Raw genomic sequence first — 22,128 nt, forward strand, 5'->3', positions numbered from 1 at the left:
GCTTATCCTGCCCGTGTGGTGTTGGCGTGGAGCCCGGAATAGTCGGCGCGGGCGGAAGCGGCGGCCGCGCTCGCCGAGCGCGCCAGGCCGGCGATCTGCCGCAGCTCTGCCGCGAGCTGCTGTGCCTCGCTCCGCGCCGCCCGGATCGAGGAGGCATCGACGACCGGCGAAGCGGTAATCGACAGCGCCGTCCGCATCGCCGCCCCGGTTGCGCTCGCCTTCATCGACGCGCCGTCGAGCGCCGAGGTGTCGACGTCGATTCTGGCGGGTGGACTGGCTTCCAGCTCGTTTCGGCGCTGCATCAGCCGCTCCATCGCGTCGCCGATCTGCCGCATCGTCTCGATCGCGCCGTCGGTGGGCGCAAGCCTGAAGCCTTCCTGCAGCTGCCGCTTCTTCTCGATCAGGTCGCCGAGCGCCTGGTCAATGTCGCGGATTTCCGATTGCGCCGGCGAGAGGCCGATGCCGGTCTGCGGCAGAGCCGCAGACGCGGACGGCAGCGGAGACGGCGAGGCCGGACGCGGCAGGGGCAAGCCTGATTCCCGCGGCGCCGGCGATGGGGTCGGCAGAACCTGCGGACGCGTGGCCTCGCGCGGCGCTGGCGTCGGCACCGGAATATCATGCCGCAGCCCCCGAGGCGCCTCGGTTGGCATAGTCAGATCCGGCAGCACCATTCTGCCCGGCGTGCGGGGCGGCGCCGTCGGATAGTCGAGCGGCGGATAGCGGATGTCTCCGGGCTCGCCGAAGGCGTCCCCGTAGACCGCCTTGGACGCTTCGCGGCCTCGCTGCTCCCGTTTCGAGTGCGCCTCTTCCGACTTGGCCCGCGCCGCTTCTGCCTCTTCCTTCCGCTTCTTCACGAACTCCGGGTTGTGAGGAATGCCGCGCTCGTCATACCAGGACTGCGGGCGCTCCTTGCTCATGTAACCCGTCGGATCGTCGAAGAACTCGGCAATGTCGTTCAGTTCGCGCGAGACGCCTTTCACGAAGCCCGCGGCCTGCGAGATCATCGTGCCGATGTCCTTCATCGTCTTGTTGAAGTCGGACTGGCTCCCGTCGATGTTCAGGAGCTCGCCGATATTGCCGATCAGCTCGCCGACCGCAGCCTTTGCACCGTCGACCTCGCTCCAGTCGATATTCAACTCGACCTGTTTGATGCCGGTGCGGATGTCGTCGATCAGCGCCCGCGCCTGCTCCATGCCGGCGACGAGGCCGGGCATGCCGAAATTGCCGACGTCGATCGCGGCCGCCTCGATCTTGTTCTTCAGGATCTGCCACTGGCTCCAGAAGTCGTCGAGCTTCAGGGCATAGGACTTGTCGAGCGAGCCGAACCACTGCGACTGATCGCCGGCGAGCTTCAGATTGCGCCGGTATTCGTCCGACGCCTCGACGAACCGCAGCATCTCGTCGGCCCACTCCTTGCCGACAAAGGACGTCAGGAAGTCCATCTTCTGCGACTTGTCGAGCGTCTTCAGCCGGTCGAGCATCGTAAGCAGCGCGCCGTTCGCGTCCTCGTCGACGACCTTGGCGAACTCCTCCGTCGGGCCCATGTACCGCTCGAAGGTCTTCTTGGCCTTCCCCGACAGCTTGCCGATCGTCAGGAGATTGCCGGTCAGAGCGCCGACCATGGTCGCCGACTTCTCCGACTGCATGCCGACATTGAGGAGCGTCGCGCCCAGCGACAGCGTCTCTTCCTTCGTCAGGCCCAGCGTCTTCAACGAGGCGCCGGCCCGGTCCATGAAGTCGACGATGTCCTTCTCGTCGGAAATCCCGGCGTCGGCGAGCGAGTTGGTGAGGTCGAAGACCTGGCGGACCTCCTTGTCCGTCATACCGAGCGCGGTCTTCAGCTTGGCCGCGAAATTGCCGACCGCCTCCGCCGGCATCTCGAAGGCGTCGGACGCCTTGGCCGAGAGGATGGCGAATTGTCGCAGGTCCTCGATCGGCAGGCCTGCGGCCGCGCCGCGCTCATAGGCACCGAGGATCTCGTCCATCGGAACGGCGAGCTCGCCGGAGGACGCGAGGTCCTTGATCTCCGCGCCAAGCTTCTGCGTCGCCTTCTCGGTCAGGCCGGCCTTCTTCTGGATGCCGGTCAGCGACGACTGGAAGTCCGCGGCCGCGGTGACCACTTCCTTCGCCCCGAAAGCCGCCGCGATCGGCGCGGCATAGCCCGCCGCCGATACCAGCGCCAGCCGCTGCGCACGACCCATGCCGGCGACCGCCTCGGCAGTCATCCGGCGGCTCGCCATCATCCGGCGATCCATGCCGGAGACGTCGTGCTTCAGCCGGTTGATCGACCCCTCGACCCGCCGGGCCGGGCCGGATACCCGGTCGGTCAGCGACAGGACGAGCTCGGACGACAGGCGCGCCATGGTCAGCGCCCTCCGATCTCGGGCGCGAGATGCCGCGCGGCGATCGTCACCGTCTCCGTGTCCGGCCAGCGCAGCGCGCGCAACTCGGCGACGGTCCGCCCGCTCATCCGCGCATGCAGTTCAAGCTCCGAAATCTGCCCGGCGACAACGGCCTCGACGTCGCCGCGCGCCGGCGGCCGGAGGTCGATCCGGTCGACGCGGACGCCATCGAGGGTAAAGGGATAGGCGACCGGCACGCTCACAGCCGGCGGCCCCGGATCATAGTCGGCGCGGCGATGCGTCTCGTCGACCTCTGGCCCGGCCTCAGCGGCGCCCGCGCCCTCCTCCTTGTCGGCGGTCCTCTCAGCCTTGGGCTGCTCACCCGTATCGGGATCAGGCAGCGCCTCGGCCATGGCCATCAGCGCGGCATAGCCACGGCCGTCATCCGCGGCTTTTGCCGGCGCGTCCTCGCCCGCCGCGGCGGTCTCCGCCCGCTCGACCTCGACCCGCGAGAAGACCGCGCCGTCTTTGATGATGACGTCGTTCATGCGAAGGTTCGCTTCCTGATTGTCGTTTGAAGAGGGTGATCTTGTGGACCAGTCCGAGTTTACGCTGATCGTGGTGGTGCTGCTTCCCGCGCTTCTCAGCTGGTACGCGCCGCCACTGGTCCTGTTGCTTTGCGGCATCCTGCTAGTCTGGTCCGGCGTGGTGACCGGCATCGCGACCGCCAACCCGATGCAACTCCTTGTCGTCGGTCTCGGCACGACGATGATGTGCGCTGCGCCGGTCGTCTGGCGCCTCATCCGCTTTCTCGAAAGCCGCCACAGCGATGACCGGAAGAACGATCGTCAGGCTGGTCGCGCGGCCCAGATTCGGCCGCACCCCGAAACCGAGCGAGATCTGTCGCGGCGCTACGAAGCACTGCAACCGGTCAAGCCGGTCCCGGGACTGGACCGGCAGCCGAAATGGCCCGACTGAGCCGGCGACCGCCTCAGACTACCCCAGCGCCGCCCGAAGGCCCCCGGCGTCCCAGAGGTCCGCGCCGTCGAGCGTCCGCAGCGTCCGCTCGAAGAAGTCATAGTAGAAGTGCCCGCGCCCATCGATTTTGAACTCGAAGTGGACGCACTCGGCGAAGCTGTGCGAGCAGCCCTGGAACTCCGTCGGGTCGGTAGCGTCCGGCTCCCAGCCGGAGACCGCCGCCTCGATGATGCCCCGCCCGCTGAGCGCCTTGTTGGTGAAGGTGTTGCGAAAGGCCGCGGAGAAGATCCACTTCTGCCGGAGGCCCATGCCGCGGAAGATGTCGCTATCGATGCCGCCGGCGTCGAACTTCGGCTCGAGCATCTCGATCCGCGGCTGCAGGAAGCCGACCGCGCCGACGCCGCCGCCGGGATTGTGCTCAGCCGAGACGAAGGTCACCGGCGGAAACACCAGGCTCTTGATGATGATCTTGGAATCGTCGCCGGTCTCGTCGGCGCGACGCAGGTCCACGGCCTGCAGGAGAAGAAGGGGCTTGGACGCCATCGTGGCCGGTCCTTGTTTTGGAGGAAAGCTGGACAGAGGCGGCACATGCCGCCGGGCAACCTCCCGCTTCGCCAGCGACACAGCGAAGCGAGGAGCTTAAGGGCGAAGCGCAGGCAAAAACCTCAGCTCGGTTACGAGCTGATGCTCAGCCGCGCGACGATGTCGGCGACGAGGCCCTCGACCGCCGGGCGGTAGCGGTGGATGTCGTTATGCGCCCGCTTGAACACCGGCGCCGGCTCGATGCCGAGATCGAGCTTGATCCGCCCGAGCCGGATCTGTTCCGGCGAGTTCTGGTCGGGGATGAAGACGTCCTGGTTGTAGCCGAGGATGTCGTCGGCGGCCTTGTGGTCGCGCAGCATGAACAGGATCGAGTTCACATAGGCCTCGACGAGATCCGCCGTGATCTTCTTGCCCAGGAACTGCCGGGTGATCTGGATCAGCTTCACCGTGATGTAGTCGGCGCCGCGCACCTGGTGGATCTGCTTCCAGAGCTCGCCGGTATCGGTGTTGTCCGTGCCGATGAAACTGTAGCCGCCCTCGGCGATCGCCCCGTCGACATTGACCTCGCCCTTGGCGACGATCGACACCTCGGCGTCGAGCATCTGCTGGCCTTCGGTCGAGCCGTCGAGCAGCGAGAACGGGATCGCGCGGGAGAGCCCGGCGAGGCCGTAGATCGCCCGGTTCGCGATCGGGTCGAAGGGCTTGCCCTCGTTCTCGTTGTCGACGCGGATGAACAGGCCGAGAACGCGCGGCCCCATCGGCCGCGTCACCACGCTGGCGCCTTCGTAGACCCGCGCCGCGACGCCGATCGGCATCAGCCGCTGCGAGCTCATCGTCTCCCGGTCGGCGATCGCCAGCGCCGAGGACGTGTCGCGCACATCGACCGGCGCCACGCCGAGCACCGCCTCGCAGGCCGCCGGGAGCGCCGCGACCACCGGATTGACTGTTTGCGCGTCCGCCCGCCAGCCGGTGCGGCCTGCCCAGACGAGGCGCGGGGTCGCATTCACTTCGCTCGCGACGTAGGAGATCTGGCCGAGCGCCGCGGCGATGTTCGCCGCCGTCGCCGCCGTGTCAGTCCCTTCCGCGACGCGGAAGATGGTTGCGTCGGCGCCGCGGTTGAGACCTGTCAGCTGCGAATTGATTGCCTTGATCGCGTCGAGGATGCCGCCGGTGCCGAGCTTGGCAAGCGCCTCGGGGTCCGAGGTCGAGATCCGCACCGGCTCGCCCTCGGGGAACATCGTGTCGTCGGCATCGGCCGAGGTCTCGAAGATGATCGGCTTGGAAAAGTCGGCGCCAAGGACCGGCACCGGCTCGTCATTAGGGCGCGACTGCGAATAGCCGAACACGGGCTCGGTCATGAGGATCTCCTTTCGAGGGGCAAGGGGTCCCCGCCAGCGGCTTGCTGACTAAGGGCGGGGCAAACAAAAAGGCCGCCCAACTGGACGGCCTCGGATGAGGATCATGATCGGTTGCGGTGGCCTACTGGAGCGGCCACGCCGCTATTACAGCGGCTGCGCCATTCGGGATGTAGCCGAGGCCGTCCAGCGCAGCGAGCGCCGCCGCGGTGACGGGATGATCGCGATGCACCTCGCTCGCCATCTGGTATTTCACCCAGAATGACTCGAGAGTTGGATCTTTGGATGCCTCGGTCAGTTGCGCGTCCGACGTCCCGCCGGCGTGCTGGACCAGCAGCATGAAGTCGAGCTTGCCGAGCGCCAAGGGTTGCGGGTTTGGTGCTGGGGGGAGCGCAACCTGAACCCAAGCCGCGCCGTCCCATTCGACCCGGTGGCCTGGGTCATGGTCCGGTGCAGGGTCTGCCTGGACAAACCCCCAGCCGGATATCTGCTGGTGCGACAGATGACCTTCGGCAAGTTGGCCTGCGAGATCGGTCCAGACCTCCCCATCATCGTCGACAAAGCGGATGGGGAGCGGCGCCGGGACAGAGCCGGCCCGTGTGTAGAGATCGCTCATGGTGACCACATCCCGCCATAGACGCTCTTGGCGAAGGCGAGCGCGGCCTTGTAGCTGGTGAAATAGGTGATGCAGCACAGCCCGTTGACGCCGAGAAAGGTCCAGCTGCCGCCGCTTCCCGGCCCGCCGGTCTTGCTGGTCTGGAACCCTTTTGGTCCGGCCAGCCGTCCGCCGCCCTTGCCGGGGTCCGATGTCGTCGCCGCCTCTCCTGCGTACTTACCCGTCGCCGCCCCGCCGGGAGTCGTGCCATTCCCCTTCTTCGCCGTGTCGGCCGTGGTCAGCGCGTTGCCGGCAATGGTGATCGAGGATTTGCGATTGGCAAACCCGTCGCTCCAGTCGGTGCCGCTGCAGCTCGTGGCGACCGTCGCCGAGACGGCCGCACCGGGCGTGACGGCGAGGATGTCGTCCGTCGCCGGGCCGCCGCCGCCATTGCCAAGATTGCTGCTTGAGCTGGCCGGAGCTCCGGGGCTCAGCACCTCGCGAAACGCCCACTTCGCCTTCGCGGGCACTGTGCCGGCATAGGTGTCGTGGATCAGCACCTGCGCGACGAAACCCGCCGCAGAGGGCTCGCCGAAGGTTGGGAACGCCGTCATGCGAAGGCGACCCCGGACAGGACGACATCGACGTCACCCGCGGCCGATGCCTTGATCTGGATCGTGCTGCCGGCGGAAAGCCGCATCGGCGTCTGTGCCGTCACGACGTTGAGGCCTTCGCCCGCGGCGACTGTTGCGCCCTTGGCCCGGTAGCGACCGGTCTGGCCGTTCGGGGTCACGAAAACGTCGAACGTCGCGTCGTTCACGCCGTCGATATTCGCCGCGACCAGGCTATCGATCCGCGCAACGGTGGAAGCTGGCACGGTGTAGATCGTGACGAGCGAGGTGGTCGCCGTCGCCGCGACGATGATCTCGGACTCGGCCACTTACAGGCTCCCCCAGAAGGACAGGCGGGCCAAGGCAGCAGCGATCAGCGCCGCAATTTCCGCCTCGGACAGGGTTGTTCCGGCGCGTTCGGCGAGGTGTCGAGAATTGCTCATCAGAGATCTCCGTGGGCGGATTGCGCGGCTCTCGCCGGGCGGTCAGGTCATGAAAAGGCCGCCCTTGCGAGGCGGCCCGGTTGATGCGAATGGTGGCTGAAAACTGGATCACCGCCATGACGATCGAACTATCCGCTCGCGCCATAGACCTCGCACTGCTGCAACAAGCTTCGCGCTTCCAACTCGCGACCCCGGAAGGCCGGCGGGAGTCTGCTGCGTGGCTTGCGAACCTCTACAGGCAGCTTCTGGCCGCGACGAAACCTGAGGTTTTTCTGGAGATTGGCGCGTTCTCCGCGATGTTCTCAAGATCCGTTCGGGCGTCGCTCCCGAATACCGAGTTCCACGCGATCGAGGCGAACCCTCACAACTTCGAAGCGTTTCGACGAGATGTTGAGACCGCCGATGTTCGCTACCACCATGCCGCTGCCGGCGATTCAATCGGGCAGGTGACGTTCAACGTCGCCACAGAAATCAAGGGCAAGACGATCCATTCGGTGCGCGCGGACAATTCCGTCCTGACGAAGCCCGGCGTCCAATACCAATCCGTGACCGTCCCCCAGACGACGGTCGACCATTTCGCGTCACAGAATGGCGTCTCAGGCCGTCGATGCTCCCTATGGGTTGATGTCGAAGGCTTGGCCTATCAGGTTCTGGATGGGTGCAGCCGGACCCTGCACAGCACTGATTTCGTCTTTATCGAAGTTGAGGAGCGCGAATTCTGGGCCGGTCAGAAACTGGCCGGCGACGTAAAACGGATGATGGCCGGGCGCGGATTCTTTCCGATCGCGCGAGACTTCGAATATGGGCATCAGCACAACCTGATTTTCACGAGCGGAGAGGCATTCGACCAGCCGCTTGTGCAAAAGTGCCTGACCGAAGCGCTTTCTAAATGAGGCCGCAACGTGCTTGAGGCCGCCGTCGATGCGGCAATCGGCGCCAGATTTGACGGCCGCGGCCTCTTTGCCGATTTCCTCTCTCGATGCGCGTCCCGCCAACCGGCCGGGCTAGTTCGTTTGGGCGACGGCGAGGGATGTTTGATTGGCTACCCCAAATATGTCGCATCGAACCTCCTTCGCGCCCAACTCGGTCGATGGTTCGGAGCCCGCGAGTTCTCGGAGCAAGAGATCATGCGATTGCGTTCGGACGTCATTTCTGCCGTTCGAGATGCGACGCACCTTTGCCTTCCGACCCCATCCAGACTGTCGCCATCTGACGGCAAACTCACCAAGGACGCGGGCCTCGTCCGCGCGCTCTGGCAGACCCTGCTTGACGAGGGGATCGTTCGGCCAGAGATAGTCATCGGTGAAGCCAGCTTACATCTTTGGATACAGCGGCAACGCAAGCTCGCCGAACTGTTTCGGCAGAACCATCATTTCGTGTTCATTACCCGATCGGCTGCGGCGGTCGCGAACATCGTCGGGGCGTTCGGGCTTAGAGACTACGAGGAACATATCGTTCCCGCCGAAACGTGGTCGCGGAAGGAACCAGTCAGCACGCATTATCCAGGTCGCTACAATGAAATCAGGGAGCGCCTGACAAACCTGCCGTCCTATTCCCTTGGCATTGTCGGCGCCGGCATTCTTGCGAAGGTCTACGTTGCGGATATGATGCGGGCCGGGTCCGCCGCCGTCGATGTCGGGTCGCTTTTCGATGGCTGGGCCAATGATATTCCTGCGGCCCGAAAGATGCTCGCCGCTGATGGTGAGCGCCTGACTGCCGCATATCTCGCAAAGGAGGAATAGCATGACTGGCAACACGGTGGACATGGTCGCCGAACTGCGGCGCAGACTTCAGGAGACCGAACGATTGGTAGAACACCTCAAGGCCGAGTTGTCTTCCGCAGATCGAACCATCGAAGATCAGTCAGCAACGATCGCAGCGTTGCAAATGTCACGCCGCGATCTCGGCTGATTAGACAATAGAGACGATAATCCCGCCCTTGACGGTGACCGTCTTACCGTCCGCAGTCGTAAAGCTGGAGCTAACGACACCGTTTTGACCGTTCACACGGAATATGTTGACCGTCTCGACTGTCCCGGAGTCGAAGATACGCGCCACCATCGTCCCGTTTGACTTGAAATCGATATTCCCCGTCGCCGGATCGTATTCCATCTCGCGTCGGACATGATTGGCCCCGTTGGAAAACAGCAGTCCGCTCTTGCCTCCGGTCGATATCAGGAATGTCAGGTATGCTTCAAGCGTGTCCTCAATGACGGCCACGCCCTTAGTCGCCTGGATAGCGCCTAGGTCCGTCACCCGCCCAGAGATACGTATAGCTTTGCGGCCGTTGCCCAAGCTACCCATGCCGGATTGCGGCAATTCCTCGCCAGCCTGCTTGATCGAACGACGGCCAAGACAGGCGTAGTTGTCACCCCATACGATCGGAACTTGCGTCGTGAAGTTTGCCGTCGCCGCTGCTGTCGGGCTCTCAAACGAGTTGCCGGAAACCGTGACCGCTTCACGGAAGACCGGGCGTGCAAGGTCTGATGAACGGTCGTTCGCAACGGCAGCGCCGTCCCATTTGATGTGTACGCGCTTGGTGCTGCCCGGATACGAAAATTCGTTGTCTTGGATTTTCCAATAGGAGCCGCGCTTAACCCATATATCATATACAGTGGTACTTGTCTCAGCATCCGTTGCATCGACGTTGTAGAACGAGATGTTCGTAACTTCTTCGACCTTGCAGCCATCCGCAACGATGCCATACCGGCCGAAATTGATGTGGCAGTTGTTGATGATCCCGCCCGGTTCATTGCCGAGTGTATAGATATCGATGCCGTCGCGAACCTGAACGAACGCAGAATGCTCGATCCGGTGCCCCTCAGCGCCGGGCGATACCCCCGACCCGATCTTGAGACCGAGAGCGGCGAATTTTCCTGTCGAGAAGATCACTTCCGGCCCATACGAACCGAAGAAGTCGTAGCACGATGTCATGTCGTAGATCGGGCTGTTCGGAGCGAAATTCGCACTGTCGGCCAGCGACCCGATGCGCCCGCGCACCGTGCAATAGCTGACCGTTGGCCGAAGCACGCCGCGGACCACGATGCCCCGCGTGAAATAGTCGTCGTAAGCGTTTTCGCCGAACACCTCGACGCGCTCGATGATGACCGCACGTTCGTGCTGATTTCCGCCTTCGGGGTTTTCAACGCGCAAAGCATCCCCACGTGCCGCGCCGCGCGCAACCAAAGAGAAATCGCTGGCCCGGAACTTCACATCACGGTTTGATGTCGTGATCTCAATGCCGCCTTCACCAGAACAGATGAACTTCGTCGCATAGAAGCCCGCCCCGTGAAGCCCCATGCGAATGCGGGCATCCGATCCAGAGACGTTGACGGCAACCTTCGAAGTCAGAAGATGCGTACCTGCCGGCATACGCGCTGAGACGTTCGCGATATTGACGAAGGTCAGAAGGTTCTGGACGGCCACCGTATCGTCGGCGACGCCATCACCTTTCGCGCCGAATTGATATTGGTTCGGCGAGAGTTCGGCGATCTCCCACCACCCGCCGTTCGCGCTGTCCGAATTGCCGTCAGCCGTCCAATGGTCTTGCGACCGAAACTTGCCGGAATGGGCGGGCTCCGCGTTGACGCGCTTGTAGTGGGCACCGCCGCCATCGTTCCGGCTGGCGAACCCGTTCGTGCGAACCGTCGAGATGGTCTTGCGGATTGTGGAAGCTTCGGCATGCGCGACGGTGCGACGAACCAACTCCTCGCCAAGATCGAACACCTCGACCGCCGTGCGCTTTTCATTGTCGCCGTCTATCTCTGCCGTGGCGACCAGAGTTTCGTCGCTGAGATCCGCCGGTGCCGATGCCAGTCCAGATATTTTTGCCTGAGTGAGTGCAGCCGACTCCGCGGCATCTGAGATCGTGGTGACAACAAGGTTGGGAAAGGCGACGACGCGCACGAGGTCACCAGCCGCAGCCCCGCTCGTCAGGGCGACTTCAGTGCCAGACGTGATGTCGGCTTCGTCGCGGTCCAAAAGCACGCCGTTGCGGTAAACGAACGCAAAGCCCGGCGCGTAGAGCGACAGCCCCATATCGAACACGGTCTGGGCAGCCGTCGCGGTGAAGCTCCGGTCGATCACCTTGCCTTCGGTGATCGAACCCGCGATCTCCCAGGCCGTGCCGTTGAACACCTCGACCCGGTTGAGCGTGCTGTTGTAGCCGAAGACGCCGGCGGTCAGCGGATCGCCATCGCCATCCACGGTCGGATGACCGGCGCTGTCCCCGAAGAACTTTGCCTCGACGAGCCCTCGCGCCGCGACCACCGCCACACGGTCCGCCGCCGTGGCCACCGCATCCTCGGCCGCCTCCTGCGCCGCCTGCTCCGCGGCCGCCTGCGACGCCTCCAGCGCGTCGAGCAGCGCCGTCCCGGCGATCGCCGAGATCGCGCCGATCTCGACGAACAGGTCGTCAAACGGCCCGGCATCGCCGATGACCGCGACGATTGTCGCCGTCAGCCTGCGCGTCGCCGGGTCGTAGCCGGTCTTGCGCGCAATAGCGTAGTCCGCCGTCGAGCCGGTGCGGGAGATCATCACCACCGGCGACGGCAGGAACGGCAGCGGTCCGCCGGACTGCAGCGTCAGCGTGATCGGCCCGGCGGTGAGCGAAGCCGTCTCGACCACCGTCGCCGAGACGAAGTCGCCGGACTGCAACGCGGCGGCGGAGGTCGCCGACGCGGTGAGGAGGTCCGTGAACTCGTTGGTGAACCGCGCCACCAGCGAGTCGACGGACTCCCGGTAGCCGGTCTGCAGCACGCCGACCGCCGCCTCTTCCTTCGACAGCCGGTCGTGCAGGTCCGTCAGCGCCTGCTTCAGGGCCGAAAGCAGCCCTGAGCTTGGCGTGTTCAGCCGGTCGGCCGGGTTCTGCGCCATGGATCAGGCCTCGAGGCGGTAGAAGGTGGATTCGAGGTGGATCGGCACCGCCGCGTTGTTCGTCGCCAGCGTGATATGCGCTTCGAACACGTCGTCGGTCGGATCCGTGGTGAAGGTCCAGGTCGCCTGGTAGCGGTCGATCGCCGGCAGATACTCGATCACCGGCGCGCCGTCCGGATTGACCTGCGTGGTCAGCGCCGTCCCGACGTCGACATGGGCGCCCAGCGTGTGCCGCGCCGCGTCATAGTTGCCGAGCTGCGCCTTGAGATAGACCTTCGACCAGACGGCGTCCGGCACCTCGCGCGGGATCGAGACGTGGTGGCCGGCAACCCCGGGCCTGAACAGTGTCATCTCGGACTGGCCGAGATCGAGCACCGGCATCACCCACTCGTTTCCAGTCAGGAAGACGCGGAAGTCATAGGTCGCCTGCGTACCATTGCCGAAGGCGGTGTCCTCATCCGCCGGCACGCCGGAGTCCTCGATCGCCGGCACCTGCGCGATCGTCCGCCAGGCGCCGTTCGAGAACGGCTGGAACTGGATTGCCGTGTTCTGCGGCACGGTCGTGCCGGAGACGATGTCTGCGCCGGCGATGCCGCCGTCCAAATTCATGTTGGCGAGCCGCACGTCCATCGTCGACGCCCGGAACTTGCAGTATTCGACGGCGAAGGCGCTGTCCTTGGTGATCGTGCCGACGAAGAACTGCCCGTCGGTCGACTCGAACCAGTTGCCGCCGGTGAAGCGGTCGCCGCTCGCCATCGCCACCTGCACCTGGCCGGTGGTCGACCAGATGATGCCGTAGCCGGCGCGCTTGGCGAAGGCCGGCTCCGGGAAGACGAAGCGGGTCATCGTGTCGACCTGCCCATTGCGGTAGCTCTTGAACGCCGCAGCCGAGAGCGTCACCGTCTGGATCACCCGCTCCGGCAGCGGATCGCCGTCGTCGTCGATCTCGCAGAGCGCGGCCGTCACCTCGGCGCCCGGCTCCCAGCTGACGATGCCGAGCCGCACGGCCGGGATGTAGCGCTCCTGGCTCTGCTGGAACGACTGGCACTTGATGACGCCCTGGATCGTCGTGTCGACCTTGACCCAGGCCTCGTAGGGCTCCTTCCAGACGTCGACCAGGACCTGCCGCAGGCGCACCCCGTAATAGAGGTGCTGGCGCCAGTGCCAGTGCCGCGGATCCCACCAGTTGATCGCCGGGTTCTGCCAGGCGAGATCGGCGACCAGCGGGAACACCTCGCCATAGCGGCGAAAGATCCCGTTCGCCGGGTCGTAGGCGCCGAGGCGCCAGTAGGCCGCGGTGGTGCAGGGCACGAAATACGGCCCGTAGCGCACGCGGCAGCGGGTCCGGTAGAGTTTGCGCAGCGCAAGACTCTGGGTGACCGTCCCGCCGAGCGGCGCCGTGTCACCGGTCGAATGGACCGCGAAGCCGACGACCGGATCATAGGCCGGAAAGACCAGCCCGCGATCGGTGTGCATCAGCTTCGGATCGTTGGCGTTGTAGAGCGACAGCGCCACCCGGTTCACATTGGCGTAGGGCAGCCGGAAGCCCTCATCGATCCGCCCGGCATAGTCGACATTGTCGGTCGCGGTCTCGCTGTCGTCGAGCAGCCGGTCGAAGCCGTAGGGCGCGCCGAGATCCGGCACCTCCGCCTTGTCCTTCAGGAGCGCGATGTCCTGCAGCATGAAGGCGATCGTGTTGGTCGAGGCCGAGTTCCGCAGCTGACCCTGCAGGCCGACCACCTCGTTGCGCAGCGCCTGGATCTCGGCGAAGGCCGCGTCGAGCAGCGCCGCCTGCTGCAGGATCTGGAACTGCAGCTCGGTCGTCTTCGGCGCGCGGTAGTCGGTCAGCATCAGCGGCGTGCCGACGATGCCGTTGGTGTCGAGCGTCACCTGGCAGAACGGCACGACATTGGCCGGGATCGACGGCCACTGCGGCTGTCCGGAGAGATTGCCGGGAAGCGGGGTGATCTCGGCCGCGTTGATGACATAGGGCGGCGTCGTCTCGGTCACGTCCTGCAGGATGTAGCTGCCATTGCCGTCCGGCACTTCCTTGGTGGCATCGCGCACCACGGCCGCGGCGGGCCGATCGGGAATGCCCTGCGCAGCGAGGATCACGATCCGCTTGTCTCCGGCGAGCAGCGGCTTCAGGTCGATGAGCGAGACCGTCCGCAAATCGGTCAAGGCGTACTGCCGAGCGCCGATATAGGCACGGCCGGTCGCCACCGTCACGGCGTTCTGCCCGTCCGCCACCGTGGCGAACCCGGAATAGCGCAGATCCCCCAGCCAGTCGGAAGTCAGCGCCTCGTCGCCCTCCTGCGGGAAGGTGCCGATATTGGTGGCGTCTTCCTCGCGAAAGTGCTGGTCGGCCGCAATGACGATGCGCTTGTACATGGGTCTACCTTCTGGCGGTGAGGCGGGTCTCGCCGACGCGGGTGTCGGCGTCGACGAAGCGGAGATCGGCGACGGTGAGGTCGCGCACGACGTTGAAGTTGACGAAGACGCGGTCGCGCCCGGCCTGCGCCGAGGCGAGAGCCGACAGGACCTTCTCGGCCTTTTCGGCAGGGTCGGGGACGAGGCGGGAGCCGGAGAACGGCCAGCCGCGGCGGCGCGGCCGGGCGAGCAGCACCGACAGCTCCTTGGTGTATTTGGCGCGCGGCATCCGGTCCCGGCCGATCGCCCCCTGCCGCGGCCGCGCCCCGGACGGGCCGGAGCCGTCGGCGACGTGCAGCGCCAGATAATAGGCATCGCGCGCCGGAGACGGCGCGATCGCCGAGCGGAGCGGCGTGCGCCCGACGATCAGCCGGTGCCCGTGATAGGGCTGCGGGATCGGCTCCTTGCGCGGCGTCGTCTCGACCGGGATCAGCGACGGCACGCCCGGCTTCAGGTCGAACGGGTCGCCGGAGGCCGGCAGCCAGTCGAACGAGAACACCCGGCGCGATGACGGCCGCCGCCCGAGCGGCGCCGAAACCGGCCCGCGCCCGACCGCGAGCGTCGCCTTGACGGCCTGCGGCACCGACACCCGCTCGATCTCGGAGAGCACGATCCCGTCGGGCGACGCCGTCTCGCCGGAGACGACGAGATCGGTGACTCGGTCGCCCTGCCGAAGCTCGGCCCGGCGCGCCCGCTTCACCTGCCCGGAGCGGAACAGCGGCGAGCGCCCCACCACCGCGAGCGGCGGGAACACCGGGATCATCTCCGGCTCGCTCTGGCGCAGCACCGAGAGCCGCGGCGGCAGCGGATAGATGCGGATCTCCGGCAGCGAGGCGATCCACTGCCGGTAGCGCTCCGGCGAGACCCCGGGCGAGACCGCGAAGCCGTCGCGCGGCAGGTGGTAGGAGATCAGCTCCGCGTCGACATAGCCGCAGGCCATGCGATCGGCGACGATCGTCCCCTTCGCCCGGTGAAACGGGATGCTCTCCGCGATCACCTGGCGCTTGCGGTTCGTCGACCAGGCCTCGTCCCAGATATCGACCGACCACGCCCAGGCGAGGATCGGCAGCTCGGCCTCGGCGCAGGTCCACGGGTCCCAGAGCGTGCGCAGTCGCTCCGCCAGCGGCCGGACCTCGTCCAGGCTGGACTGCGCGAGCGCGGCCAGCACCGCCTCGAACGTGACCGGCGGCCTGGCGTTCAGCAGCGAGACGGCGTCGTCGAGGCGCATCAGACGATCTCGGTCTCAATCGTGATCGCCGACGGATCGATGTACGGCGCCTTGACAATATCGCCGGCGATATCGGCGGCGGGCTCCTCGACGCGCACGGTGATCACCGGCGAAACATGCGCAGCCGACGCGATCGCCTCGCGATAGACGGTCGTGCCGATCCGGTGCAGCGAGGCCGCATAAGTGGCGAGCGAAGCCCGCGCCGCCGCCGCCACGACCTGCGGATCCGGGCCGCGGCCGAAGACCAGCGTCAGCCGCGGGGCGATCGGCACGATCTCCGCCGAGAACACCGACAGGATGTCCGTCGACTGCGTCATGCCCTCAGGTTCGAACGCCCGAAGCACCTCGGCGACCGTCGCATCGTCGACAGCGCCGTCGCCCGAGCGACCGAGAAGTCGCAGCTCGATATGCCCGCCCCCGCGCCGGATCGGCCGGACATCCTTGATCCGGTCGGCAAAGGCGGTGCGGACCTTGTAGATGTATCCGCCCGGTGTCAGCGCGAGATCGGCCAGCGCCTCCGGCGCAAGCTGCGCCCGCGCCCGGAGCTCCGCGTCGGTCTCATAGACAGCCGGCGTCGTCTCCGTCGCCGGCACGATGATCTGGCGCTGCGTCCGGTGATAGCTCGCCGTCAGATGGTCGAGCGCCCCATTTACGGCCCGGGCGAGCCGCAGCGAATCGGCGGCGTCGTTGATCGCTTCCTTGACCAGCGTCAGGCCGTAGGCGAACTCGTTGTTGAGCAGCGCCGCGGGGTTCGCCCGCAGGCCGAGGACCTCGAGCGGCGGCAATGTCGGATCCTTGACCCGCGCCTCGTCCCACAGCGACTGCAGCACGCCCAGCATCTGCAGGCGTGTCGCCTCGGCGTCCACAGTGACGAGCGGCGCCGTGTCGAGCCGCGACAGGTCGAGCGGCTCGGCGGTGTAAAGCGTCATGCCGCCCTCGCATAGCCGTCGAGAAAGGAGAGGCCGAAGGTGCGGACACCCTCGACGGTGAAGTCGGGCGGCACAAGATGCGCCCGCGGCCGCCAGTCGACCTCGATCAGGAAGTTCGCCCGGCCGCCCCGCAGCTCGTCGACAGAGCCGTTGACATCGACATGGCGCACGACGAAGCGCGGCTCCCAGACGTCGATCGCCGCCTTCACCAGGAGCTGGAAGACCGCGAACAGCGACGGCACCATCAGCCGCCCGAGCAGCTTGGTGAGGTCGCAGAAGGCCTCGCGCAGGAGGACGACCTGCCCCGGCGGCGTCGTGAAGATGATCTCCACCGACTGCAGCGCCGAGGCGTAATTGTCGATCGGCTGCCCGGTGCGCCTGTCTATGTCGGTCAATGGGGCCGCGGGGCTGCCTCGCCCTCGCCTTCGCCGCCTTCGCCGTCCGCAGCCGGCTGCGACCACGACTTCGGATCGGGCTTTTCAGACTCGACGATCCGCTCGAGCTGCAGATCGTAGCGGGCTTCGGCGGCGGACAGGGTCACCTCCGTCTGGCCGGCCTTCAGCTTCCGGCCGTTCACCCAGCCGATGCCGGGTTTCACCCGATAGGCCTTCGGCCCGGCGTCGAGCACAGCACTTGCGGCCGCGGCCTTCGCCACAGTGGGTTTGCGCGCCATGAAGGCCTCCTAACCGTTGTCGGAATGGGTGGGCGAGCCGGTGACGATCACCGCCCCGCACTCTGTGCGATCGCCGACCCGTGCGACCTTCCGCCCCTCGGCGGTCGAGATCGACGAGCCCGTGACGATCGGGTTCGGCCCGTGGATCGGGCAGTCGTAGATGTCGCCGACCCGCGCGACCTTGAGACCGTCGCAGCTGCGCGAGGGCGACCCGGTGACGATCTGGCCGCCATGCGACCCGGTGTCCGTCACGCGCGCGACCGGCGGCATGTCAGCCCGGGTTCACGTCGAAGGCCGGAACCACGAACTTGATGTTCGTGCCGATCTCCAGCGTCACGGCCTCGTCGGCGGTGACCTTCAGCTTGTTGTCGACGACCTCGATCCGCACGCCGGCATCGTGGAACACGTTAGCCTGCATGTTCTGGTTCGGCGTCGGATGCTCGTCCGAATAGCCGCCGCGCAACAGAAACCCGATGCGCGGGTCGCCGGCATGGTTCACCCGCCCGACCACCTGCCCCATCTTCAAGGGCACCGACGTCTTGCCGGTCTCCGGATGCGGATACCAGGGCGAGAGATACGGCTCGTCGTCGGTCCCGCCGAGCCGGATGCGATATCCCTTCTCGGCATCGAGCGCGGCGACCGGACCGACATGCACGGCATTGCCGAACAGCGTCTTCAGCTGCTCGAGCTCGACCTTCAGCGCGTTCATATCCGCGACGAGCGCACCGATCATGACGGCGTCACCTCGACCGTTCCGACGCCGTCGATCTCGACCGTCGTCGCGACATTCTCCGGCGTCGCCCCCTCCGCATCCTGCGGGATCGGCCCGCGCCCGAGCGCAAACAGCTCGTCCGCCGTCAGCCCCATACGCCGCTGCAGCACCGCCCAGCCGCGATCGTCGACCGGGCCGAGCGCCATCCGGATCATCTCCGCCTGTGTCTGCCGGACCGGATCTTCGCTGGCGTCGAGCAGCGCCAGGAACTGGCCGAACGGCGTGTCGGCGTCGAGCGCCTCGCCCGGAATGGGATCGTCCGCGAGATCGGCCGACAGCATCAGCTGGTGGCCGGCCACCCGCTGCCCCTCGGCCCGGCGGGTGGTCGCAAATTCCAGTTCGGCGATATGGCCGATCAGGCCGAGGAACACCGCGCCCCAAGCATTGCCCGGATCAGTGAGCGCCGCCCGGATCTGCCGCCCGACAATGCCGAGAATGAACTCGTTGGCGGCGTCGGTGTACGGGAGGTCCGCGACCACCACCTTCTCGTTCTTCTCGTTGCGCACCGTCATCGTGGCGGCAATGCCGATCTCGAAGCCGATGTCGCAGCGGCCGTTGACGAACAGCGAGCGCAGCTCGCCGGCTTCCCGCGCATGCTTGCCGCTGTAGAGATAGACCGAAACGAACGGCTTCTCCTGATCGGTGACCAGCGAGCCATCGGCCCGGGCGTCGAGCGCCGCTGCCTCGGAGTCGAGCACGTTCCCGCCGAACAGCGTCCGGCCCCGGATCGCCTCGACGGCGGCAATCCGGACAGCGATCGCGACCAGAGACATCAGCTCTCCGACAGTCCGATGATGAGCCGCGGCGCATTCCGGTCATCGAAGGTCTCGACCGCGAACCAGGGCTGCCCCGGCCGCTCCAGCGCCCGGATCTCGTCGTCCTTCCGGATGACGAGATCCGGATACCGATGCTGGTCGAGATGCAGCTCCGCCTTTCCGGCCGAGAGCATGGTCCGCCAGGACTGCGCCATCCCGCCCTCGGTCATGTTCGCGTCCTTCACCGGCCCGGTCCGTAACACGCCGACGATCTCGACCTCGCTGCGATCCGGATCGACCTGCCCCTTGACCCGCGGCACCACCAGGATCCGCTCGCCGAACGCATCGTCGGTGATCACCGCCCTCTGCGTCTCGGCGAGCGTCGAAAGGATCGGCATCGAAGGGGCAGTCTTAGTTCGTCGTCACGTGGACGACGCACTCCGGCTGCTTGTTGATCGCCAGCGTGTTCGACTGCGACTTCATCTCGACGCCCTCGCCATGGTCGAGCACCTTGGTCGAGATGTAGATGAATTCGTTGCCGCCGGCGGGCGCCTCGTTGACCATGTCGATATGGTGGACAGGCCCCTCGAAGGTGCGGAACATGCCCTGCGTCCCAGCTGGGTAGACCTGGCCGGAATTGTCGGCGACGTTCTTCTCGATCGTCGTGCCGCCCTGCCCGTCCTTCACCGGCAGGCCGCCCTTGTATTCGCGCCAGAGGATCTCGCCGAACTCGAACACGCGGCCCCAATTGCCGGCGAGCTGCTGCCGGGAGATCAGGCTATGCACGCCGGAATTCTGCGCCTGCAGCCAGAACTTCTCGACCTTCGGATGCTTGATCAGCTTGGAGAAGAACATCGGGTCGACGACCGACTCGAACATGCCGACGGTCTCGCCCTTGATGTTCGTCATCACGTGGTCGCGGACCTCCTCGCACTTCTCCATCACGTCGGTCGTGTCGGTGCCGAGCGCGAAGTCGACGACCTTCTTGGTGATGTCGAAGACATCGTAGAGGTCGTAGAGCGTGCGACCTTTACCGTCCTTGATCAGGCCGCGCAGCATGCCGAGCCGCAGATATTCGCGGGTGATCGAGTGATGCCGGCGGATCGACAGGATCTTACGGGTCGTCTCGCGCACCAGCGAGCGCTCGGTGATCTGGCCGTTGACGACCTCGAGATTGCCTTCCAGGTCGCCGACGCGGATTGCCTCCAGATGCGGGAAATGCGGGATCGTCACGATCACGCCGGTCTCGGTATCGTCCGGCGTCAGCTGCGACGGACCGCCGGGAACCTGCGCCGCGAGAACGACCAGCTCGCCATCGCGGAAGTCAATCCGCACCATGCGCGACGCCTTCGGCTCGGACGGCGCGAGGTTCAGCGCGTTGAGGAGGCCGTAGGTGTTGGGAACGCGGTTGACCTCCTGGGTCAGCTCCACATTCGTGTAGGGAAACAGAAGTTCGGGCATTGTCAGGCGCCTTTCGCGTCGCGGTCTCGCCGCTCAAGAAAAAGGGCGGGTCGCCGCTCGGCGCCCGCCCGGTTCACCGGGTCCGAGAGCGGGTCCCGTCAGTCGCGCAGAATGATGCGCGTCGGCATCGCCTTGAGGTCGGCGACCGCCTTCGCCTTCTGGTCCGACGTGAGCCCGTTCGGCCACTGGATCGCGCCGATGAACAGGATCGAGTCTCGACGCGTGAACAGAAGGTCGGTCGTATTGTCGACGCCGTCCGCCGCCGTCGCCTCGACCAGGCTGACGCCATGGATGACTTCAGAGCCGTTGGTCGCGTCCGGGTCCCATGCGACGATCTTGCCGTCGTCGTCGTCGGCCGCGATCGACACGGTCACCGAGAAGGCATCGCCGGGTGCGAAGGCCGTGCCTCCGCCGGCGATGGTGAACTTGATCTGCTTGGTGAAAGCCGCCCCGCCAGTCGCCGTGCCGACCTGCACGCCCTCGGGATCTTCGACCCGAAACTTCGAGGTGCCGTCGGCGCCGCCGGTCGTGCAGACGACCCGGTAGATGCCGGCCTTGGCCGCCGTCGTCGTCGACGGGTCGGCCATGGTCATCGTGCCGTTGCCGGTATTGCCGGCATCCGCCGAAGCGCTCGCCGCCATCGCACCAGCGGCGGTGATAAGGCCGAGCAGCGTGCCGAGCTTCACAATACGCGCCGCGCCGGCGCCGGCGAGCAGCGTCCCGGTTTCGCGGCAGAATTCCGGGTTGGATTCCCATTTGAGCAGGCCCGACATGATCGGCGCGCGGCTCATCTTGAAGACGGGCATGGACATGGGTCAGTTCTCCGTTGAGGTCGGGCGGCGGGTGCCGATGATTGGCGCGTCAGCTGCGCTTCATCGACGCGACGGCGGCATCGACCGAGGCCGAAAGCCGCGAACGCGCCGGCTTGTCACCGCCAGCGTCGGCCACCGGCAGATCTCCCTCCTGGTTCGCTGCCTGGCGCGCCGCGAGCGATGCGGTCGAGACCTGCGCCGGCGCGTGGACATTCGCCGCGACGAAGGACGCGACGTCTTCCGCCGCCATGCCCGGCGACTTGATCGCAAGATCGACAGCCGCGGAAATTTTCGCCGGATTGCCCTCGACGCCTTCGGCTGCGATCACCGCCGCAATGCGCCCACGCTCGGACGTCGCGCCGGCAGTTTCGCCCTCGCTGCGCGCGGCCGCGACAGCCCGGTCGTGATCGGCCTTCGAAATGCCCGCGGTCTCGGCTGCGGGCCCGCCGTTGGTCTCGCTCATGGAAAGTCTCCTGCTTTGCGAGGGGGTGCGCCCGTCGGAGGCGCGGGAAAGATCTGCGACGACGCCTTCGAACGAACCGACCCGGTCGGCCATTCCGGCCGCGATGGCTTGGGCGCCGGTCTCGACACCGCCCTGGCCGAAGGTTTCGAGCACCTTCGCCTCGGAGACCCCGCGATGGCGGGCGACGGCGGCGATGAAGACGGTGGCGAGCTGATCGACCATGCGCTGCAGCTGCTCGCGGCCGCTGTCGCTCTGGGGGTCGGGCCGCTTGTGTGGCGACTGCGACGAGACGAATTCGATCCGCTTGACGCCGTTGCGCTCGTCCCGGGCCGACGTGTCCGTGACGGCGAGCGCGACACCGATCGAGCCGAGCAGCGCGCCTTCCGCGACGACGATCTCCGAGGCGGCAGACGCGATCCAGTAGCCGCCGGACGCGGCCATGCCGCCGACATAGGAGACGATCCGCTTCTGCGACCGCGCGGCGTAGATCGCCGCGGCCAGTTCGTCGCAGCCATTGGCCTCGCCGCCGGGGCTGTCGACGTTGAGCACGATCGCCGTGATCGACGGATCGTCGAGCGCGACCTGGAAGTCACGCCGCAGGATGTCGTAGGATGTCGCCCCGGAAAACTCGGTGAACAGATTGGCTCGCCGGAACAATGGCCCGATCACCGGCAGAACCGCGACATTGCCGCGCAGGCCGAGCTTCTCGGCAGACGGTACCGAGCGCGCGCGGTACGCCTCCAGCGCTTCCGGTGTCACCTCGTTCTCGCGCCCGGCGATCTCGATCAGTTCCGCGACACGCTCGGGCAGCATCGCCCATGGCGCCGAACGCGCAGCTTCGAGAACTCGCATCGCCAATCTCC

Annotated in this window: 24 protein-coding genes; 4 read left to right on the forward strand and 20 right to left on the reverse strand. The window is 66.3% G+C overall.

Annotation, left to right across the window (positions count from 1 at the left end):
- Nucleotides 1-2 precede the first annotated feature (2 nt).
- Both LH400_RS00585 and LH400_RS00590 read right to left on the reverse strand, forming a co-directional pair.
- Nucleotides 3-2,363: a phage tail tape measure protein gene (locus LH400_RS00585; protein ID WP_229150705.1), complete on the reverse strand. Its 2,361-nt coding sequence runs from the start codon at nt 2,361-2,363 to the stop codon at nt 3-5.
- A gap of 2 nt (nt 2,364-2,365) precedes the next feature.
- Nucleotides 2,366-2,890 carry a phage tail assembly protein gene (locus tag LH400_RS00590; RefSeq protein ID WP_229150706.1) on the reverse strand — a complete coding sequence of 175 codons (525 nt, stop codon included), beginning with the start codon at nt 2,888-2,890 and terminating at the stop codon, nt 2,366-2,368.
- 19 nt (nt 2,891-2,909) lie between these two features.
- On the opposite strand from LH400_RS00590, the gene LH400_RS00595 reads away from it, so the two are divergent.
- The gene (locus LH400_RS00595) at nt 2,910-3,320 is read left to right on the forward strand and encodes a hypothetical protein (protein WP_229150707.1); all 411 of its coding nucleotides are present in this window, start codon (nt 2,910-2,912) and stop codon (nt 3,318-3,320) included.
- 18 nt (nt 3,321-3,338) lie between these two features.
- On the opposite strand, the gene LH400_RS00600 is transcribed toward LH400_RS00595, so the two are convergent.
- The 5 genes from LH400_RS00600 to LH400_RS00620 all read right to left on the reverse strand — a co-directional run bounded on the left by LH400_RS00600 (nt 3,339) and on the right by LH400_RS00620 (nt 6,753).
- Complete coding sequence (locus LH400_RS00600; protein WP_229150708.1) at nt 3,339-3,863, reverse strand: phage major tail tube protein; 525 nt, start codon at nt 3,861-3,863, stop codon at nt 3,339-3,341.
- A 131-nt stretch (nt 3,864-3,994) separates the two neighbouring features.
- Complete coding sequence (locus LH400_RS00605; protein WP_229150709.1) at nt 3,995-5,221, reverse strand: phage tail sheath protein; 1,227 nt, start codon at nt 5,219-5,221, stop codon at nt 3,995-3,997.
- A 121-nt stretch (nt 5,222-5,342) separates the two neighbouring features.
- Nucleotides 5,343-5,834 (reverse strand): hypothetical protein, encoded by a 492-nt coding sequence (locus LH400_RS00610; protein ID WP_229150710.1) that lies wholly within the window; start codon nt 5,832-5,834, stop codon nt 5,343-5,345.
- Entirely contained in the window at nt 5,831-6,427 is a 597-nt protein-coding gene (locus LH400_RS00615) for a hypothetical protein (RefSeq protein WP_229150711.1), read from the reverse strand. The genes LH400_RS00610 and LH400_RS00615 overlap by 4 nt, the downstream gene beginning before the upstream one ends.
- Nucleotides 6,424-6,753 (reverse strand): hypothetical protein, encoded by a 330-nt coding sequence (locus LH400_RS00620; RefSeq protein WP_229150712.1) that lies wholly within the window; start codon nt 6,751-6,753, stop codon nt 6,424-6,426. Before LH400_RS00620 ends, LH400_RS00615 begins: the two co-directional genes overlap by 4 nt.
- 230 nt (nt 6,754-6,983) lie before the next feature.
- Here LH400_RS00620 and LH400_RS00625 point away from each other — a divergent pair, with 230 nt between their 5' ends.
- From LH400_RS00625 to LH400_RS00635, 3 genes are read left to right on the forward strand one after another with little or no spacing between them, the layout of a single operon-like run.
- Complete coding sequence (locus LH400_RS00625) at nt 6,984-7,760, forward strand: FkbM family methyltransferase (RefSeq protein WP_229150713.1); 777 nt, start codon at nt 6,984-6,986, stop codon at nt 7,758-7,760.
- Nucleotides 7,761-7,769: 9 nt separating this feature from the next.
- A complete protein-coding gene (locus LH400_RS00630) occupies nt 7,770-8,609 on the forward strand; it encodes a GT-D fold domain-containing protein (protein WP_229150714.1) in 840 nt (279 codons plus the stop codon).
- Between the two features lies 1 nt (nt 8,610).
- Nucleotides 8,611-8,778, forward strand: a complete 168-nt coding sequence (locus LH400_RS00635) for a hypothetical protein (RefSeq protein WP_229150715.1) — start codon at nt 8,611-8,613, stop codon at nt 8,776-8,778.
- On the opposite strand, the gene LH400_RS00640 is transcribed toward LH400_RS00635, so the two are convergent.
- The 13 genes from LH400_RS00640 to LH400_RS00700 all read right to left on the reverse strand — a co-directional run bounded on the left by LH400_RS00640 (nt 8,779) and on the right by LH400_RS00700 (nt 22,117).
- Nucleotides 8,779-11,742 (reverse strand): hypothetical protein, encoded by a 2,964-nt coding sequence (locus LH400_RS00640; protein ID WP_229150716.1) that lies wholly within the window; start codon nt 11,740-11,742, stop codon nt 8,779-8,781. It abuts the gene before it with no gap.
- Nucleotides 11,743-11,745: 3 nt separating this feature from the next.
- Nucleotides 11,746-14,133 carry a hypothetical protein gene (locus LH400_RS00645; protein ID WP_229150717.1) on the reverse strand — a complete coding sequence of 796 codons (2,388 nt, stop codon included), beginning with the start codon at nt 14,131-14,133 and terminating at the stop codon, nt 11,746-11,748.
- A 4-nt stretch (nt 14,134-14,137) separates the two neighbouring features.
- Nucleotides 14,138-15,400: a phage tail protein I gene (locus LH400_RS00650; protein WP_229150718.1), complete on the reverse strand. Its 1,263-nt coding sequence runs from the start codon at nt 15,398-15,400 to the stop codon at nt 14,138-14,140.
- Nucleotides 15,400-16,329, reverse strand: coding sequence for a baseplate J/gp47 family protein (locus tag LH400_RS00655; protein ID WP_229150719.1), 930 nt, complete (start codon nt 16,327-16,329; stop codon nt 15,400-15,402). Before LH400_RS00655 ends, LH400_RS00650 begins: the two co-directional genes overlap by 1 nt.
- Nucleotides 16,326-16,724 (reverse strand): GPW/gp25 family protein, encoded by a 399-nt coding sequence (locus LH400_RS00660; protein WP_229150720.1) that lies wholly within the window; start codon nt 16,722-16,724, stop codon nt 16,326-16,328. The genes LH400_RS00655 and LH400_RS00660 overlap by 4 nt, the downstream gene beginning before the upstream one ends.
- Nucleotides 16,721-17,002 carry a hypothetical protein gene (locus LH400_RS00665; protein WP_229150721.1) on the reverse strand — a complete coding sequence of 94 codons (282 nt, stop codon included), beginning with the start codon at nt 17,000-17,002 and terminating at the stop codon, nt 16,721-16,723. The genes LH400_RS00660 and LH400_RS00665 overlap by 4 nt, the downstream gene beginning before the upstream one ends.
- Nucleotides 17,003-17,011: 9 nt before the next feature.
- Nucleotides 17,012-17,254, reverse strand: coding sequence for a PAAR domain-containing protein (locus tag LH400_RS00670; protein WP_229150722.1), 243 nt, complete (start codon nt 17,252-17,254; stop codon nt 17,012-17,014).
- Nucleotides 17,255-17,273: 19 nt separating this feature from the next.
- The gene (locus LH400_RS00675; RefSeq protein ID WP_229150723.1) at nt 17,274-17,735 is read right to left on the reverse strand and encodes a baseplate assembly protein; all 462 of its coding nucleotides are present in this window, start codon (nt 17,733-17,735) and stop codon (nt 17,274-17,276) included.
- On the reverse strand, nt 17,732-18,547 hold the full coding sequence (locus LH400_RS00680) for a hypothetical protein (protein ID WP_229150724.1): 816 nt from the start codon (nt 18,545-18,547) through the stop codon (nt 17,732-17,734). Before LH400_RS00680 ends, LH400_RS00675 begins: the two co-directional genes overlap by 4 nt.
- On the reverse strand, nt 18,547-18,927 hold the full coding sequence (locus tag LH400_RS00685) for a hypothetical protein (protein ID WP_229150725.1): 381 nt from the start codon (nt 18,925-18,927) through the stop codon (nt 18,547-18,549). Before LH400_RS00685 ends, LH400_RS00680 begins: the two co-directional genes overlap by 1 nt.
- Before the next feature lie 13 nt (nt 18,928-18,940).
- Nucleotides 18,941-19,990 carry a major capsid protein gene (locus LH400_RS00690; protein WP_229150726.1) on the reverse strand — a complete coding sequence of 350 codons (1,050 nt, stop codon included), beginning with the start codon at nt 19,988-19,990 and terminating at the stop codon, nt 18,941-18,943.
- Nucleotides 19,991-20,088: 98 nt separating this feature from the next.
- Nucleotides 20,089-20,802, reverse strand: coding sequence for a head decoration protein (locus tag LH400_RS00695; RefSeq protein ID WP_229150727.1), 714 nt, complete (start codon nt 20,800-20,802; stop codon nt 20,089-20,091).
- Between the two features lie 49 nt (nt 20,803-20,851).
- A complete protein-coding gene (locus LH400_RS00700; protein ID WP_229150728.1) occupies nt 20,852-22,117 on the reverse strand; it encodes a S49 family peptidase in 1,266 nt (421 codons plus the stop codon).
- Between the last annotated feature and the right edge of the window lie 11 nt (nt 22,118-22,128).

The sequence above is a fragment of the Jiella soli genome (genome assembly GCF_020615385.1).
Lineage (GTDB): Bacteria > Pseudomonadota > Alphaproteobacteria > Rhizobiales > Rhizobiaceae > VKMB-3413.